The 16,875-nt window shown below is 73.2% G+C and carries 12 protein-coding genes; 4 read left to right on the forward strand and 8 right to left on the reverse strand.

The features are described 5' to 3' along the window. Window positions 1–148 precede the first annotated feature (148 nt). From AB0C99_RS17680 to pepN, 3 genes are all read left to right on the forward strand, one after another. A complete protein-coding gene (locus AB0C99_RS17680) occupies window positions 149–3,469 on the forward strand; it encodes a S8 family serine peptidase (RefSeq protein ID WP_362475785.1) in 3,321 nt (1,106 codons plus the stop codon). A gap of 160 nt (window positions 3,470–3,629) precedes the next feature. Continuing rightward, window positions 3,630–4,646 carry an aspartate-semialdehyde dehydrogenase gene (locus AB0C99_RS17685; protein WP_362475787.1) on the forward strand — a complete coding sequence of 339 codons (1,017 nt, stop codon included), beginning with the start codon at window positions 3,630–3,632 and terminating at the stop codon, window positions 4,644–4,646. A gap of 141 nt (window positions 4,647–4,787) precedes the next feature. Further along, window positions 4,788–7,364 carry an aminopeptidase N gene (gene pepN, locus AB0C99_RS17690; RefSeq protein WP_362475789.1) on the forward strand — a complete coding sequence of 859 codons (2,577 nt, stop codon included), beginning with the start codon at window positions 4,788–4,790 and terminating at the stop codon, window positions 7,362–7,364. Window positions 7,365–7,425: 61 nt separating this feature from the next. Here the strand turns inward: pepN and AB0C99_RS17695 are convergent, their stop codons facing one another. The 5 genes from AB0C99_RS17695 to AB0C99_RS17715 all read right to left on the reverse strand — a co-directional run bounded on the left by AB0C99_RS17695 (window position 7,426) and on the right by AB0C99_RS17715 (window position 13,293). Next, the gene (locus tag AB0C99_RS17695; RefSeq protein WP_362475791.1) at window positions 7,426–9,120 is read right to left on the reverse strand and encodes an FG-GAP-like repeat-containing protein; all 1,695 of its coding nucleotides are present in this window, start codon (window positions 9,118–9,120) and stop codon (window positions 7,426–7,428) included. Between the two features lie 111 nt (window positions 9,121–9,231). Next, window positions 9,232–10,368 (reverse strand): allantoicase, encoded by a 1,137-nt coding sequence (gene alc, locus AB0C99_RS17700; RefSeq protein ID WP_362475793.1) that lies wholly within the window; start codon window positions 10,366–10,368, stop codon window positions 9,232–9,234. A 60-nt stretch (window positions 10,369–10,428) separates the two neighbouring features. Continuing rightward, complete coding sequence (locus AB0C99_RS17705; RefSeq protein ID WP_362475795.1) at window positions 10,429–11,358, reverse strand: LysR family transcriptional regulator; 930 nt, start codon at window positions 11,356–11,358, stop codon at window positions 10,429–10,431. Window positions 11,359–11,368: 10 nt separating this feature from the next. Further along, entirely contained in the window at window positions 11,369–12,298 is a 930-nt protein-coding gene (locus tag AB0C99_RS17710) for a DMT family transporter (protein ID WP_362475797.1), read from the reverse strand. A gap of 5 nt (window positions 12,299–12,303) precedes the next feature. Then, window positions 12,304–13,293 carry an EamA family transporter gene (locus AB0C99_RS17715; RefSeq protein ID WP_362475799.1) on the reverse strand — a complete coding sequence of 330 codons (990 nt, stop codon included), beginning with the start codon at window positions 13,291–13,293 and terminating at the stop codon, window positions 12,304–12,306. 128 nt (window positions 13,294–13,421) lie between these two features. Between AB0C99_RS17715 and AB0C99_RS17720 the strand changes: the two genes are divergently transcribed. Next, a complete protein-coding gene (locus AB0C99_RS17720) occupies window positions 13,422–13,943 on the forward strand; it encodes a MarR family transcriptional regulator (RefSeq protein ID WP_362475801.1) in 522 nt (173 codons plus the stop codon). Between the two features lie 92 nt (window positions 13,944–14,035). Here AB0C99_RS17720 and AB0C99_RS17725 read toward each other — a convergent pair whose 3' ends face one another. The 3 genes from AB0C99_RS17725 to AB0C99_RS17735 are packed head-to-tail and all read right to left on the reverse strand — an operon-like array spanning window position 14,036 to window position 16,753. Then, entirely contained in the window at window positions 14,036–14,266 is a 231-nt protein-coding gene (locus AB0C99_RS17725) for a hypothetical protein (protein WP_362475803.1), read from the reverse strand. Window positions 14,267–14,286: 20 nt separating this feature from the next. Beyond that, window positions 14,287–16,482: a 4-alpha-glucanotransferase gene (gene malQ, locus AB0C99_RS17730; RefSeq protein ID WP_362475805.1), complete on the reverse strand. Its 2,196-nt coding sequence runs from the start codon at window positions 16,480–16,482 to the stop codon at window positions 14,287–14,289. 1 nt (window position 16,483) lies between these two features. Beyond that, window positions 16,484–16,753, reverse strand: a complete 270-nt coding sequence (locus tag AB0C99_RS17735; RefSeq protein ID WP_362475896.1) for a hypothetical protein — start codon at window positions 16,751–16,753, stop codon at window positions 16,484–16,486. Window positions 16,754–16,875: the final 122 nt, after the last annotated feature.

Raw genomic sequence — 16,875 nt, forward strand, 5'->3', positions numbered from 1 at the left:
TGTGGCGCATCTTTCGCAGTGGCGGATGTATGCCACGTGCGCATTCCGCCCCACGGTAACTCTCCCCAAACCCCTGTCATTTACGAAAGGCTGAGCGGTCATCCGGTACCGAAATCCGGACCCTCTTCTTTCACATTCAGGGATGTAAATGACCACCCCCGAAACGCAGAGCTCCATACCCGGACGCTCCACCTCCGGGACCAGACGTGCGGCCCGTATCGCCGCCGCCGCCGGCCTCGTGACCGCGCTCGTCGCGGCCGGTGCCGCTCCGGTCCTCGCCGCCGACGACCCGGCGACCGGCACCGTTCCGGTGAAGATCGCCGACCCCGCCGACAAGCTCGGCGCCACCGACGCCCAGCGCCTCTCCGAGGCCGAGGCGTCCGGCCAGGCCAACGTCACCGTGCTCGTCGCCACCGCCCCCGGCGCCACCGAGCAGGTCGCGGGCCAGCTCGACGCGGTGCCCGGCGCCTCCGTGGGCAAGCAGGACGACAAGCTCGGCTACGTCCGCGCCACCCTGCCGACCGCCAAGGCCGACGCCGCCATCAAGGCCGCCACCAAGCTGTCCTCGGTGCAGTCGGTGGACCTCCAGGCGGAGATCAAGCAGGACGACCCGACCCCGGACGCCGGCACCACGGGCGCGGTCGACGGCACCACCGTCAAGCGCACCTACCCGGCGCCGAGCAAGAACACCCCGGCGGCCAACCCGTACAACCCGTCGCACGAGACGGGCGCGGTCGACTTCGTCAAGGAGCACCCCAAGGCCGACGGCCGCGGCGTGACCATCGGCATCCTCGACTCGGGTGTCGACCTCGGCCACCCGGCCCTGCAGAAGACCACCACCGGCGAGCGCAAGATCGTCGACTGGGTCACCGCCACCGACCCGCTCACCGAGAGCGACGGCACCTGGCGCGCCCAGATCACCCCGGTCACGGGCTCCGTGTTCACCGCCGGCGGCCAGAGCTGGAAGGCCCCGGAGGGCTCGTACCAGTGGAGCCGCTTCAGCGAGTCGGTCACCGCGGGCGGCGACCCGGCGGGCGACATCAACCGGGACGGCGACACCACCGACCGCTTCGGCCTGCTGTACGACCCGGTCGCCGGCACCGTGCGCGTGGACACCGACCAGGACGGTGACTTCACCAACAACGAGCCGATGAAGCCGTACAAGGACGGCAACCAGGTCGGCTACTTCGGCACCGACAACCCGGCCACCGAGGTCGTCGAGAAGACGCCGTTCGTCGTGCAGATCCGCAAGGACGTGCCGATGGACCCGCTGGGCGGCACCTGGGTCGGCAAGAAGGCCGACTTCGTCAACATCGGTCTCGTCGAGTCCTCGCACGGCACCCACGTCGCCGGCATCACCACCGCGAACGGCCTGTTCGGCGGCAAGATGAACGGCGCCGCCCCCGGCGCGAAGCTCGTCTCCGCCCGTGCCTGCACCTGGACCGGCGGCTGCACCAACACCGCGCTGACCGAGGGCATGATCGACCTCGTCGCCAACCGCGGCGTCGACATCGTCAACATGTCGATCGGCGGCCTGCCGCTGCAGAACGACGGCGACAACGTGCGCGCCCGCCTCTACACGCGGCTCATCGACACGTACGGCGTCCAGCTGGTCATCTCGGCCGGCAACGAGGGCCCCGGCATCAACACGATCGGCGACCCCGGCCTGGCCGACAAGGTCCTGTCGGTCGGCGCGGCCGTCTCCAAGGAGACCTGGGCCGCGAACTACGGCTCCGCCGTCGAGAAGAAGTACGCCATGTTCCCCTTCTCCTCGCGCGGCCCGCGTGAGGACGGCGGCTTCACCCCGACCATCACCGCCCCCGGCTCGGCCGTGAACACCTTCCCGACCTGGCAGGCCGGCGGCAGCGTCCCCGAGGCCGGCTACCCGCTGCCCGCGGGCTACGGCATGCTCAACGGCACCTCGATGTCCTCGCCGCAGGCGGCGGGCGCGAGCGCGCTGCTGATCTCCGCCGCGAAGCAGAAGAAGATCGCGCTCTCCCCGCTCACCCTGCGCACCGCGCTCGTCTCGACCGCCAAGCGCATCCCGGGTGTCGCGGCCCACGAGCAGGGCGCCGGCCTCATCGACATCGAGGACGCCTGGGAGTCGATCAAGGACGGCGCGACCGCCCACGACTACAAGGTCGAGGCCCCGGTCGACACCGCGATCTTCCCGGCCCCGCACACCGGCACCGGCGTGTACGACCGCCAGGGCGGCCTCAAGGTCGGCCAGAAGAAGGTCTACGACGTCACCATCACGCGCACGAGCGGCCCGGACCGGTCGGTCGAGCACGAGCTGGACCTGAAGTACAACGACGGCACCTTCCGGATCCTCGGCTCCGACGAGGTGCGCCTGCCGCTGAACAAGCCGGTCACCGTCAAGCTGGAAGCCCGTCCCACCTCCGCCGGCGTGCACAGCGTCATCCTGGAGGCCGACGACGAGCGCACCGAGGGCGTCGACAAGCAGATCCTCGCCACCTCGGTCGTCTCCAGCGACCTGGTCGGCCCGGGCTACGGCTTCTCGGCCACCAGCACGACGCAGCGCAACAGCAGCAAGTCGTACTTCGTCACCGTGCCGAAGGGCGCCAAGACCCTCGAGGTCTCGCTGAGCGGGCTGAAGGAGAAGAGCCAGACCCGGTTCATCACCCAGCACCCGTACGGCGTCGCCATGGAGGACAACGCGACGAACCAGTGCTACCCGCACTACAACCCGGCGAACACCTGCCGTCCGGACCTGCGCTCCTACGCCAACCCGCTGCCGGGTGTGTGGGAGATCATCGTCGAGTCCCGCCGCACCTCGCCGGACCTGGACAACCCGTTCAAGCTGAACGTCTCGGTGCTCGGCGCCACCTTCGACCCGGCCGTCCAGACGGTCCCCGAGGCGAAGATCGGCATCCCGGCCGCCGTGTCGTGGAAGGTCTCGAACGAGTTCGCGGCCCTCGACGGGCGCCTGAAGGGCGGCTCGCTCGGCTCGCAGAAGTCCGAGAAGGCGACCATCCAGCACCACGAGCAGCAGATCAAGACCGTCACCATCGGTGAGGGCGTCGAGCGCCTCGACATCGCGATCGGCAACACCTCCGACCTGTCCGCCGACCTCGACCTCACGGTCAAGCTGGGCGACGTCCAGGTCGGCCAGTCCGCCGACGGCGACTCCGAGGAGTCCGTCAGCCTGGTCAAGCCCGCCCCCGGCACCTACACCGTCATCATCGACGGCTACTCGGTGCAGGCGGCCGGCGGCACCAGCTACGACTACAAGGACGTGTACTACTCGTCCGCGCTCGGCTCCGTGAAGGTCGACGAGTCGAAGCCGGTCACGCTGGCCAACGGCGGCACCGCCCAGGTCTCCGCGGAGGTCGTGGTCAACGCCGCGGCTCCCGAGGGCCGCCAGTTCTTCGGCGAGGTCCGCCTGCTGAACGCCCGCGGCACCGCCGCCGGCACCGGCAACGTGGTGATCGGGAACGTCGTCCCGTAACGACGTACCACCAGTGAGGGGCGGGCACCGGAACCGGTGCCCGCCCCTTCCGTGTCCCGGGTTCCGTCCCGGCCCTTGGACAATGGATTGGACAAGGCGGGCCGGGACACCCGCATCATGGAAGCGCCAGCACCCTGCACAAACGTACGGAGGAACCCCCGTGAAGGTCGGAATCGTCGGAGCCACCGGTCAGGTCGGCACAGTCATGCGCAGGATCCTGGCCGAGCGGAAGTTCCCGATCGACGAGCTGCGGCTCTTCGCCTCCGCCCGTTCCGCCGGCAGCGTCCTGGACGGCGTGACGGTCGAGGACGCGGCCACCGCCGACTACACCGGCCTGGACATCGTGCTCTTCTCGGCCGGCGGCGCCACCTCCAAGGCGCTCGCCGAGAAGGTCGCCTCGCAGGGCGCCGTCGTGATCGACAACTCCTCCGCCTGGCGCAAGGACCCCGAGGTCCCGCTGGTCGTGTCCGAGGTCAACCCGCACGCGATCAAGGACCGCCCCAAGGGGATCATCGCCAACCCGAACTGCACCACGATGGCCGCCATGCCGGTCCTCAAGCCGCTCCACCAGGAAGCCGGTCTGGTCGCGCTGATCGCCACCACCTACCAGGCCGTGTCCGGCTCCGGCGTGGCCGGGGTGGCCGAGCTCGACGGGCAGATCAAGGCCGTCGCCGAGGGCGCAGCCGGGCTGACTCACGACGGCGGCGCCGTCGACTTCCCCGAGCCCGGTGTCTACAAGCGTCCGATCGCCTTCAACGTGCTGCCGCTGGCCGGCGCGATCGTCGACGACGGCTCCTTCGAGACCGACGAGGAGCAGAAGCTCCGCAACGAGTCCCGCAAGATCCTGGAGATCCCGGAGCTCAAGGTCTCCGGCACCTGCGTGCGCGTCCCGGTCTTCTCCGGCCACTCGCTCCAGGTCAACGCCCGCTTCGACCGCGCGATCAGCGTCGAGCGCGCCTACGAGCTGCTGAAGGACGCCGAGGGCGTCGAGCTCTCCGAGATCCCGACCCCGCTCCAGGCGGCCGGCAAGGACGCCTCCTACGTGGGCCGCATCCGCGTCGACGAGACCGTCGAGCACGGCCTCGCGCTCTTCCTCTCCAACGACAACCTGCGCAAGGGCGCCGCGCTCAACGCGGTGCAGATCGCGGAGCTGGTCGCGGCCGAGCTCAAGGGCTGAAACCGGCAGGAAACGCACCAAAGGGCGCCCCTCCTCGGGAGGGGCGCCCTTCGCTTGTTCGCCCTGGGAAATGCGCCGTGCGTCCGCGACACCCCCCGTGGAAGGATGGCCCAAACGTCACGAAACCTAGGAGTTGACCGGGTGCCTGGCACAAACCTGACCCGTGAAGAGGCGGCGCAGCGGGCGAAGCTGCTGTCCGTGGACGCGTACGAGGTCGACCTCGACCTCACCGGTGCGCAGGAGGGCGGCACCTACCGGTCCGTCACCACCGTCCGCTTCGATTCCGCCGAGGCCGGGGCCGAGACCTTCATCGACCTCATCGCCCCCGCCGTCCACGAGGTCGTGCTCAACGGGCACAGCCTCGACGTCGCCGCCGTCTTCCGGGACGCCCGGATCGCGCTCAAGCACCTCGCCGAGGGCCGCAACGAGCTGAAGGTCGTCGCCGACTGCGCGTACACCAACACCGGTGAGGGCCTGCACCGCTTCGTCGACCCGGTCGACGGCCAGGCGTATCTCTACACCCAGTTCGAGGTGCCGGACGCGCGCCGCGTCTTCGCCTCCTTCGAGCAGCCCGACCTGAAGGCGACCTTCCAGTTCACCGTGAAGGCCCCGGCCGGCTGGTCGGTCATCTCGAACTCCCCCACGCCGGAGCCCAAGGACGACGTGTGGGTCTTCGAGCCGACCCCGCGCATCTCCACGTACATCACCGCCCTGATCGTCGGCCCGTACCACTCGGTGCACTCGACGTACGAGGGCCCCGGCGGGCAGGTCGTGCCGCTGGGCATCTACTGCCGTCCGTCGCTCGCGGAGTTCCTCGACGCGGACCACATCTTCGACGTGACCCGCCAGGGCTTCGGCTGGTTCCAGGAGAAGTTCGCGTACGACTACCCGTTCGCGAAGTACGACCAGCTCTTCGTGCCGGAGTTCAACGCGGGCGCGATGGAGAACGCGGGCGCGGTCACCATCCGCGACCAGTACGTCTTCCGCTCGAAGGTGACGGACGCGGCCTACGAGCGGCGCGCCGAGACCATCCTGCACGAGCTCGCCCACATGTGGTTCGGCGACCTCGTCACCATGGAGTGGTGGAACGACCTGTGGCTGAACGAGTCGTTCGCCACCTACACCTCGGTCGCCTGCCAGGCGTCCGTCGCGGGCACCCGCTGGCCGAACGCCTGGACGACCTTCGCCAACGCGGAGAAGACCTGGGCCTACCGCCAGGACCAGCTCCCGTCGACGCACCCGATCATGGCGGAGATCAACGACCTGGAGGACGTGCTCGTCAACTTCGACGGGATCACGTACGCCAAGGGCGCCTCCGTCCTCAAGCAGCTCGTCGCCTACGTCGGCCAGGACGAGTTCTTCAAGGGCGTGCAGGCGTACTTCAAGGCCCACGCCTTCGGCAACACCCGCCTGGCCGACCTGCTCGGCGCGCTGGAGGAGACCTCCGGGCGCGACCTGAAGTCCTGGTCGAAGGCGTGGCTGGAGACCGCCGGCATCAACGTGCTGCGGCCCGAGATCGAGACCGACGAGAACGGCTCCGTCACCTCCTTCGCCGTCCGCCAGACCGCCCCGGCGCTGCCCGCCGGCGCCAAGGGCGAGGCCGTGCTGCGCCCGCACCGGATCGCCATCGGCTTCTACGACCTGGACGCGGCCGGCAAGCTGGTCCGCACCGAGCGGGTCGAGCTGGACATCGAGGCGGCCGAGCTGACGGCCGTGCCGCAGCTCGTCGGCAAGACCCGTCCGGCGGTCGTCCTCCTCAACGACGACGACCTGTCGTACGCCAAGGTCCGCCTCGACGAGGTGTCCCTGAAGAACGTCACCGCGCACCTGGGCGACTTCACCGAGTCGCTGCCGCGCGCGCTGTGCTGGGCCTCCGCCTGGGACATGACCCGCGACGGGGAGCTGGCCACCCGCGACTACCTGGACCTGGTGCTCTCCGGCATCGCCAAGGAGACCGACATCGGCGTGGTCCAGTCGCTCCAGGGCCAGGTCAAGGCGGCCCTCGACCTGTACGCGGCGCCGGAGTGGCGCGCCGAGGGCCTGGCCCGCTGGGGCGCCTTCGCCCAGGAGCAGCTGCGCGCGGCGGCCCCGGGCAGCGACCACCAGCTCGCCTGGGCGCGGGCCTTCGCGGCCACCGCGCGGGAGGAGGCCGAGCTGGACGTGCTCGCGGGTCTGCTCTCCGGTGACGTGGCGGTGGACGGCCTGGCCGTCGACACCGAGCTGCGCTGGGCCTTCGTGCAGCGGCTCGCGGCGACCGGCCGGATCGACGAGCCGGAGATCGCGGCGGAGCTGGAGCGGGACCGCACCGCGGCGGGCGAGCGCCACGCGGCGACGGCCCGCGCGGCCCGTCCGACCGAGGCCGCCAAGGCCGAGGCGTGGGCGCAGGTCGTCGAGGGCGACACGCTGGGCAACGCGGTGCAGGAGGCCGTGATCGGCGGCTTCGTCCAGGCCGACCAGCGCGAGCTGATCGCCCCGTACGCGGTGAAGTACTTCGCCGCGATCAAGGGGATCGCGGAGACCCGCAGCCACGAGATCGTGCAGCAGATCGTGGTCGGGCTCTACCCGTCGCTCCAGGTCTCGCAGTCCACCCTGGACGCCACGGACGCGTGGATCGCCGCGAACGACCCGGCGCCGGCGCTGCGCCGCATGGTGACGGAGTCCCGCGCGGGTGTCGAGCGGGCGCTGAAGGCGCGGGCCGCGGACGCCTCCGCCGCCTGATCCGCCCCGTACGAGGGAAGGCCCCGGACCGGTCTCGGTCCGGGGCCTTCCCCTTGGCGCGTCAGCCCAGGGCGGTGAGCCACTGCCAGCCGCCGGTCCCGATGGTCACCGGGGTGCCGAGGCCGGTGGCGGTGCCGGGGAGGAGCTCCAGGTTCTCGGCGGTGCCGCTGGTACGGGTGGTCCACAGGTCCGGCAGGCCGTCGCCGGTCACGTCCCCGGCCGAGACGGCGAGGCGGCGGTCGGCGACGGGCCAGGGGCCGCCGGTGAGCGGGGCGGGGGCGGCGGCGAGCGGGGCGGCGCCCTGGCTCGCGTACGCCCGGATCTCGCCGGTGGCGCGGTCGCGGCCCCAGACGTCGGCCTTGCCGTCGCCGGTGGTGTCGCCGGGCAGGAGCACGTCGTAGCCGGCCCATTCGGGGCCGCCGACCTTGACGGCGGCGCGGGGCGCGAAGGTGGGCTTCCCGTCGACGGCGGGGCCGCCGCGGTGCAGCCAGAGGCCGGTGGTGCTGCGGGCGAGGACGTCGGGCAGGCCGTCGCCGTCCACGTCCCCGGCGGCCAGCGGGAGGGCGCCGCCGTTGGACCAGCCGGTGGGCCGGCCGCCCATGGCGATCCGGGTGCCGAGGACGCCGTCGCCGGTCACCGGGTGGACCCACAGCTCGTCGCCGACGCGGGCGAGCACGTCGTCGCGGCCGTCGCCGGTCCAGTCGCCGCGGTGGCTGACGGCGGCGCCGGCCCAGCCGGTGCCGAGCTGTCGCGCCCCGGAGACGGCGCCCGTGCCGGTGCCGGGGTAGAGGCGCAGGGCGCCGTCGTCCTTGACGGCGAGGAGGTCGGGCCGCCCGTCGCCGGTCAGGTCGCCGGGCCGGGCCTTCGGCTGCGCGGCGGCGCGCAGCGCCTTGTGGTCGGAGAGCGGGGCGGTGCCGTCGGGGGCCTCGACGGCGTCGGCGCGGGCGGTGTCGAAGTCGCGGGCGCTGTAGAAGACGTGGTCGAACTTCTTGCCGTCGTACGTGGTGGGCTCGCCCGTACGGCAGGCGGTGGCGCCGCTGTCCCGGCACTCCTGGGTGAAGAAGTCGGCGTCGGTCGCGTCGGCCTCCACGAAGGGGCCGGTGCCGGGCAGGCCGGCGCGGACGGGGTCGAGGGCCGGGTAGGACGGGGCGGCGTTGAAGTCGCCGCCGAGGATCACCGGGATTCCGCCGGCCCAGCCGTCGATGTGGGCCATGACCTGGGAGGAGCCGTTGTCGGGCGTGATCTTCTGGTCGAGGTGGGTGGTGCACAGGAGCGAGGTGCGCCCGTCGACGGGCCCCCGGGCGCAGAGCACCGAGCGGGGCTCGAAGGCGGTGGTCAGGCTCGCCGTGTACCGGTCGACGGCGGGGGCCTTGACGAAGACGCCGAGGCCGAAGCCGGTGTCGGTGCCCCACTTCTCGCAGCCGGAGACCTTGGTGGTGAAGCCCCAGACGGCGGTGTAGCCCGCGTCGGCGAGCGCGGTGCGCAGCGAGGTCCACTGGCCGAAGCAGAGCTCCTGGAGCATCAGGGCGTCGGCGTCCCAGGCGAGCGTCTGCTCCTTGACCCTGGCGGTCCAGGCGGGCAGGTCCAGCGGGCTCCGGCAGGGCAGCGAGTTGCCGCAGACGTTGTACGAGAGGACGCGCGCCGGTGGCGCGGTGGCGGGCTCGACGAGGTCTTCGGCCCCGGCGGGCCCCGCGGTCGTGAGGACCGCGGAGACCAGGAGGGTGAGCGCGACCATCGCTCTCTGGAGGAGTCTCATGTCCGGAGAGCCTAATGATCTTTTGCCGTGGACCTGCCAGAGCGTCCGACGGGCGGTCAGGCCGTCAGACGCTCAGCGGCCATCCGGTCAGCCGGTCAGCCGGTCAGCCGGTCAGCCGGTCAGCCGCGCGTAGCGGGCCCGGAGTCCGGCCGCGCCCTCGTCGGTGAGGCTGCCGTGCAGCCGCATCCGGGCGACGCCGCCGTCCGGGAAGGCGTCGAGCCGGACGTGGGTGACGACGGCGTGCGCGGGGAGCGTGAAGCGGTGGAGGGTGTCGGGCTGGAGGCGGGTGCGGGGGATGATCTCGAACCACTCGGCGCCGCCGTCGGGGTCGCCGTTGCAGCCCTGGAGGGCGATCCAGCCGGCCGAGTTGCCCTTGAGGTAGGCGGTGTCGATCTCGACCGCGCGGACGGCGCCCTGGGCGGCGAGCCGGAAGCGCACCCAGTCGTTGGTGCCGCGCACCCGGCGGCGGCGGTTCTCCCAGCCGTCGTCCATCTTGCGGGAGGTGCCGGGCAGGATGATCTGGGTGGGCGAGGAGTAGAAGCGGTCGGAGGCGTCCTCGTACACCCCGCCGTTGAGGACGGAGACCAGGTCGAGGGTGCCGAGCACGTCCAGCCACTCCGGGTCCGGGACGACCTCGCCGTACACCCGCAGCCGGGCGATGCCGCCGTCGGGGTGCTGGCAGAGCCGCAGGTGGGTGTAGCGGCGCTCGGCGTCGACGGTGAAGCCGTTGGCGGCGTGGCCGCGCACCGGGGTGGGCGGCACGAGCTCCTCCCACTTCGCGTCCAGCAGCTCCTCGGGGCTCGGGGTGCCCTCGACGGCTGCGGCCTGGACGCTGACGCGCTGGGGGTAGTTGCCGCGGAAGTGGGCGGTGTCGACGACGATGCCGCGGATGACGCCGGGGGCGCCGAGGCGGACGATCGCCCGGTCGTGGTCCTCGGGGGCCGGGAAGGGGTGGGCGGCGTCGGCGCCGCGCCTGCGGCGGGTCTCCCAGCCGTCCATGATCTTGCCCTTGTGGCCGAAGTGCTCGGGGTCGAAGACGGCCCGCTCGCGGACCAGGAGGTTCTCGCGCTCGGCGAAGAACTCGTCGTTGGCGGCGACCACCCCGGCGCCGAGGCGGCGGTCGGCGAGGTCGACCAGCTCGGTGTACGGGAAGTCCCCGGCGCGGTAGTCGGCGTAGGGGTCGCCTCCCGCGTAGGGGGCGGCGTCGTTGGCGTGCGGGTCCTGGGCGGTGGTGTCGTCGAGGCTCATGGCTCCGACTGTGCCGCCACCGCCACGGCCGGGTCCATCGAATGTTTCCGATGTCGTCGTTCAGTTCTGTTGAAAGGTGTCCGGGGCCTCCCGCTGGACGGCGGCCCCGCGCAGCGCGGCCAGCACCCGGGCCACGGCCGGTCCCTCCTCGGCCCCGCGCCGCACGGCCGCGACGACGTGGCGGCGCGGCTGGTCGGCGGAGAGGACCCGCATGACGACCCCGGTGCGGCGCTCGGCGGCGGCCATCCGCGGGACCAGGGCGACCCCCAGACCGGCCTCGACCATGGCGAGGATCGCGGTCCAGCCGGCCGCGCTGTGCGCCTGCTCGGGGACGAACCCGGCGGCCTCGCAGGCGGCGGTGGTGATCTCCGACCAGGGGCCCGAGCCGCCGTAGATCCAGGGCTCGGCGGAGAGGTCGGCCAGCCGCAGTCCGGGTGCCTCCGCGAGCGGGTGCCCGGCGGGCAGGGCCACGTCGAGCGGGTCGGCGAGCAGCGGGAAGCGGCTGAACTGGGGGTCGCGGGCGGTGGGCGCGTGGGCGGCGAGCGAGAGGGCCAGTTCGGCCTCGCCGGCGGTGAGCAGTTCGTACGCCTCGGCGGCCTCGGCCTCGCGGATCCGCACGTCGAGCCCGGGGTGGGCGGTGCGCAGCGCCTGCACGGCGGGGACGACGAGGGCGGGCACGGCGGTGGAGAAGGCGGCGACCCGGACGCGGCCCGCCTCGCCCCGCAGGTGGGCGTCGAGTTCGGCCTCGGCGCGCTCCAGCTGGGCGAAGACGGCCTCGGCGTGCCGCAGCACGAGGTGGGCCGCGTCGGTGAGCCGGACCCGGCGGCCGTGCGCCTCCAGGAGCCGCACGCCGAGCTGTTTCGACAGGTTGGTGAGCTGCTGGGAGACGGCCGAGGGGGTCATCAGGAGCGCGTCCGCGGTGGCGGTCACGGTGCCCCGGTCGCGGAGGGTGCGGAGGATCCGGAGCTTCTTGATGTCCCACTCGGTCATGGGCCGCAACCTACCTGGCCGAGCTCAGCGCCACCCCGCCGAGGATGAGCGCCATGCTCAGGGCCCCGGCGAGGCCGAGGTGTTCGCCGAGCAGGGCGTACGAGAGGAGGGCGACGCAGACGGGCTGGAGGTAGTAGACGACACCCGCGCGGGCGGCGCCGATGAGGGAGACGGCCCGGTTCCAGGCGAAGAAGGCGACGGCGGAGGAGAGCACGCCGACGTAGAGGAGCGGCCCGACGGTCCCGGGGCGGGCGGTGAAGCCGCCCTGGACGGCGAGGGAGACGGCGTAGGCGGGGGCCAGCATCAGCGCGCCGAGCAGGAAGGTGGCGAGGAGGAAGGCGAGCTGGTCGATCTCGGCGGGCCGGCGCTTGAGCAGGGCGCTGTACGTGGCGAAGGACAGGGCGGCGGCGAACATCCACAGGTCGCCGGAGGAGAAGTCGACGGCGAGCGAGCCCTTGCCGACGAGCAGCAGGACGCCGAGGGCGGCGATCAGCATCCCGGCGACCCGGCGCAGGCCGAGGCGCTCGCCGCCGAGCCGGGCGTAGACCGCCATGAGGACCGGGGAGGCGGCCATGATCATGCCCATGTTGGAGGCGGAGGTGGTGAGTCCGGCCTGGTGTACGAGGGTGTTGTAGAGGGTGACGCCGAACAGCGCGGCGAGGGTCACGTAGCCGAGGTGGCGGCGGATGACGGCGCGCTGCCGCCAGAAGGGGCGGGCGGCGAAGGGGGCGACGGCGGCGACGGCGATGAGCCAGCGCCAGAAGACGGCCTGGACGGGCGGGACGCTGTCGGCCATGTCGCGGGTGGCGACGAAGCTGCCGGACCAGACGACGGTTGCGAGCAGGGCGAGCAGCACGCCGAGGCCGGCGCCCTTCGCGAGTCCTCTCGCGGGCGCCGGCCTCTCGGTGGGGTGGCGGGTGGTGATCTCGGTCTGTGTCATGCGGGCTACCGTCGCACCGCCGCACCCTCCAGGTCCATCGAAACTTCCTGACCGTTCTTTTCAGTGGAGCTGAACGATTCGCCGACCTGGGGAGTCCCGGCGGCCCCCTCCGCCACCTTCCCCGCCTTCCCCGCCTTCGGGGTACGGGGTCCCATCTGGCCGAGCAGGGTCGCGCCGAAGGCGATCACCATGCCGAGCAGCTGCACCGGGCCGAGCGCCTGGCCGAGGGCGGCCCAGCCGATGACGGCGGCGGTGATCGGGGAGAGCGGGCCGAGCAGGGTGACCGAGGAGGCGCTGAGCTGCTCGATGCCGCGGAACCAGAGGAAGTAGGAGATCGCGGTGTTGCCGAAGGCGAGGTAGGCGTAGCCGGCCAGGTTGGTGCCGGTCAGGGCGGGCGGGGCGCCCTCGATCAGGAAGGCGACGGGCAGGATGATCAGGCCGCCCGCGCTGAGCTGCCAGCCGGTGAGGGCCAGGGCCCCGACACCCTCGGGGCGTCCCCAGCGCTTGGTGAAGACGGTGCCCGCGGACATCGAGAGGGCGGAGAGCAGTCCGGCGACCACGCCGATCGCGTCGAGCGCCGCGCCCGCCTTCAGGACCACGAGGCTGACGCCGAAGGCGGCGGCGATGGCCGTGAGCAGCCCCTTCACGGTGGGCTTGTCGCCGAGGAACAGGGCGGCGAGGCCGACGACGAAGAGCGGGCCGACCGAGCCGACGACGGCGGCGACCCCGCCGGGCAGGCGGTAGGCGGCGAGGAAGAGGAGCGGGAAGAAGGCTCCGATGTTGAGGGCGCCGAGGACGGCCGACTTCCACCACCAGGCCCCCTGCGGCAGCTTGCGGGTGAGGGCCAGGAGGACGAGGCCGGCGGGCAGGGCGCGCAGCAGACCGGTGAGCAGCGGCCGGTCGGGCGGCAGGAACTCGGTGGTCACGAAGTAGGTCGAGCCCCAGGAGATCGGGGCGAGCGCGGTCAGTGCGACGGTGGCGGCCTTGCGGGACATGGCAGGTTCCCCCCTGGAGGCGGTGGTCAGCTCGCCGTGTGGCTTGCTGGTAATTAACTTACCACTAAGCTACTTACTTGCAAGTGGCTTTCTTGCCACCGAGTCAGCGAAGAGGGGAAAATGGGGCCATGGACACGCACACCCCCGCCGCGGGACCCGCGCACGACGCCGTCGACGCCATCACCGACCAGTGGGCGGCCGTCCGCCCCGACCTGGACACCCTGCCGATGGCGGTCTTCGGGCGGATCTACCGGCTGGCCGGCGCCATGCGGAGCAGGGTCGACAAGGCGTACGCGCCGTACGGGGGGATGTCGCTCGGCGAGTTCGACGTGCTCGCGACGCTGCGGCGCTCGGGCGAGCCGTACACGCTCTCCCCGCGCCAGCTCACCGCCACGCTGATGATCACGACCGGCGGGATGACGGGCCGGCTGGACAAGCTGGAGCGGTCGGGGCTGATCACCCGCAGCCCCGACCCGAACGACCGGCGCGGGCTGCGGGTCACCCTCACCGAGGAGGGCCGCGTCCTCGTGGACCAGGCCGTCGGCGCCGGGCTCGCGCAGCAGGCGGCGGCCGTGGAGGCGGCGCTCACCCCGGAGGAGTCGGAGCAGCTGTCGACGCTGCTGCGCAAGCTCCTCGCCACGACGGTGTGAGACGCGCGGGGCCCCCGGGGCCCCCGAAGACGCAGAAAGGCGCCGCGCGGCAACACGTGCCGTGCGGCGCCCTCATGAGGAGCGGGTGGGGCTTACGCCTTCTTCCTGGACTTGTCGAGCACCGCCACCAGGCCGATGATCACCAGGAACAGCACCACCGGTGCCGCGACAAACAGGCCGAGGGTCTCGGCGACACTCAGCTTCGGGGCCGGGTCGTCACCGTCGTCGCGGGTCAGCGCGAGCGCGGGGGACGACATGAGCAGCATCATCAGCGTCGTACCGGCCGCGACGGCGCCGGCGCGCAGGGCGTTCTTCTTGTCCACGGTGCAAAAGTAGCGAACACCTAAACCGACCGCGCGCCCGGGGGTGCCGTACGGGCCCCGACCTCCTCCGCGAGCGTCCGGAACAGCGCGTGCGCGCGGGGCGAGGCGGCCAGCCGCTCCAGGGTCAGCGGCTGCCCGTCGGGGTCCGCGAGCGGCAGCCGCCAATTGGGGTACTGGTCCCAGGTCCCCGGCAGGTTCTGCGGCCTGCGGTCCCCCACCGCGTCCGGCAGCCACATCCCGACCAGCCGCGCCGGGGTGGCCGCCAGGAAGCGGTGGAAGGCCCTGATCTCCGCCGCCTCGTCGCCCGGCCCCTCCGGCAGCAGCCCCAGCCGCTGGAGCAGCCCCAGCCACTCGGCGGTCTCGGCGGCGTCCCGGGCCCGCTCCCGCTCCAGGTCGCCGGGGAGCAGCCCGAGCCGGTGGCGGAGCGTCACATGGGCGCCGGAGAGCCGGGCGGCGGTGGGGGGCAGGTCGTGGGTGGTGGCGGTGGCCACGCAGCCGGGCCGCCACGCCTCCGGGGGCAGCGGGCGCCCGGTGCCCGCCCAGTCCCGCTCGAACCAGAGCACCGAGGTGCCGAGCACCCCGCGCCGGGCCAGCGCCTCCCGGACACCCGGCTCGACCGTGCCGAGGTCCTCGCCGATGACGAGGGCGCCCGCGCGGTGGGCCTCCAGGACGAGGAGGGCGAGCATGGCCTCGGCGTCGTGCCGCACGTACGTGCCCTCGGCGGGCTCCGCGCCCTCGGGCACCCACCAGAGCCGGAACAGGCCCATGACGTGGTCGATCCGCAGCGCGCCCGCGTGCCGCAGCAGTTCGCGCAGCAGACCCCGGTACGGGGCGTAGCCCTCGGCGGCCAGCGCGTCCGGGCGCCAGGGCGGCAGGCCCCAGTCCTGGCCTCGGGCGTTGAAGGCGTCGGGCGGGGCGCCCACGGACATCCCGGCGGCGAAGACGTGCCGCTGGGCCCACGCGTCGGAGCCGTCCGGGTGGACGCCGACGGCCAGGTCGTGGACGATCCCGACCGCCATCCCGGCCCGCCGGGCGGTGTCCGCGGCGGCGGCGAGCTGGCCGTCCGTCAGCCAGGCCAGCCGGCAGTGGAAGTCGACCCGCGCGGCGAGCTCCGCGTCGGCCCGGACGGCCGCCTCGGCCGCCCGCGGCTCGCGCAGCTCCTCGGGCCAGCGGCGCCAGTGGTGCCCGTGCCGCTCGGCGAGCGCCTGGTAGGTGGCGTGGTCCTCCAGGGCGCGCCCGCGCTCGGCGAGGAAGTCGCGGTAGGCGGCGCGGCGGCCGGGGCCGAGCTCCACGGTGTGGATCAGTTCGAGGGCCCGCAGCTTGGCCGCCCAGACGGCGTCCCGGTCGATCAGCGCGCCCTTGCCGATGACCCGTTCGCGCAGCTCGCCCGCGTCGGCGAGGACGGCTTCGAGCTCCTCGCGCCGGTCCGGGCCGAGCAGCGCGTACTCGGGGACGTCCTCGATCCGCAGGTGCACCGGGTCCGGGAAGCGGCGCGAGGAGGGGCGGTACGGGGAGGGGTCGGTGGGCGCGCCGGGCACGGCCGCGTGCAGGGGGTTGACCTGCACGAATCCGGTGCCGTGCGTCCGGCCCGCCCAGTCGGCGAGCTCCCGCAGGTCGCCGAGGTCGCCCATGCCCCAGGAGCGGGCGGAGAGCAGCGAGTAGAGCTGGACGAGCAGGCCGTGGGAGCGCCCCTCGGGCCCCGGCGCGTGCGCGGGGGCGACGATCAGGGTGGCGGCGCCCCGGCGCCCGTCGGGGGTCTCGGCGGCGAGCCGGTGCACGCCGAGCGGGAGGGCGCTCCAGTCGGGGGGCGCGCCGGCGGACGCCCCGGCGGGGCTCGTGGGGCTCGTGGGGCTCGTGGGGCTCGTGGGGCTCGTGGGGCTCGTGACGGCCGACCCGGTGGGGCCGGTGACGGTGGGCCAGGTGACGGTCGTGCCGTCCTCGGTGGTGACGGTGAGCCGGGTGCCGGGCGGCAGCCCGAGGGCGGGGCGCGCGGGCCCGTCCCGCCAGTGGACGAGGGTGGGTGCCAGCAGGCGGGCGCGGGCGGCCCGTTCGGCCGCGCCGAGCGCGGCGGCGAGCGCCTCGGGCGTGGACGCGTCGACGTCCAGGGCGCGCAGGACGGCCACCACCGTGGCCTCGGGCACGGCGACCGTGACCCCTTCGGAGGGGGCGTACTCGGTGGCGACGCCGTGCAGTTCGGCGAGACGGGCCAGGGTCACTTCACACTCCGGGTGACTCCGTGCCGCCCGCGGTGCCCCGGGCGGTGGGTTCGCTGGTCAGGGGGGCCGCCTCGATGAGCGGCGGCTCGCTGGTGAGGGGTGCGGCGTCGGCGAGCGGGGGTTCGCTGGTGAGCGGGCCCTGCCGGGGGACGCGGATCGGTGCGGGGGTCCGCTCGCGTATCCGCGGGGCGGGCTGGTCGGTCGCGTGCACGGGAACTCCCGGTTCGTCTCGGCGGGCCCGGCGGGCCCGGTGGACCCCTGCGGGCCCGATGGACCCGGCGGACCCCATGCGGGCTCGGCGGTCTCGGTCGGTCCCGGTCGGTCCCGGCGGGCCGGGCGGCCGGGACGGCACGGGAAGGATTACCCAGCGCTCCCCGTTTTACCGGCGGAAGT

The sequence above is a fragment of the Streptomyces sp. NPDC048659 genome (assembly GCF_040650575.1).
GTDB lineage: Bacteria > Actinomycetota > Actinomycetes > Streptomycetales > Streptomycetaceae > Streptomyces.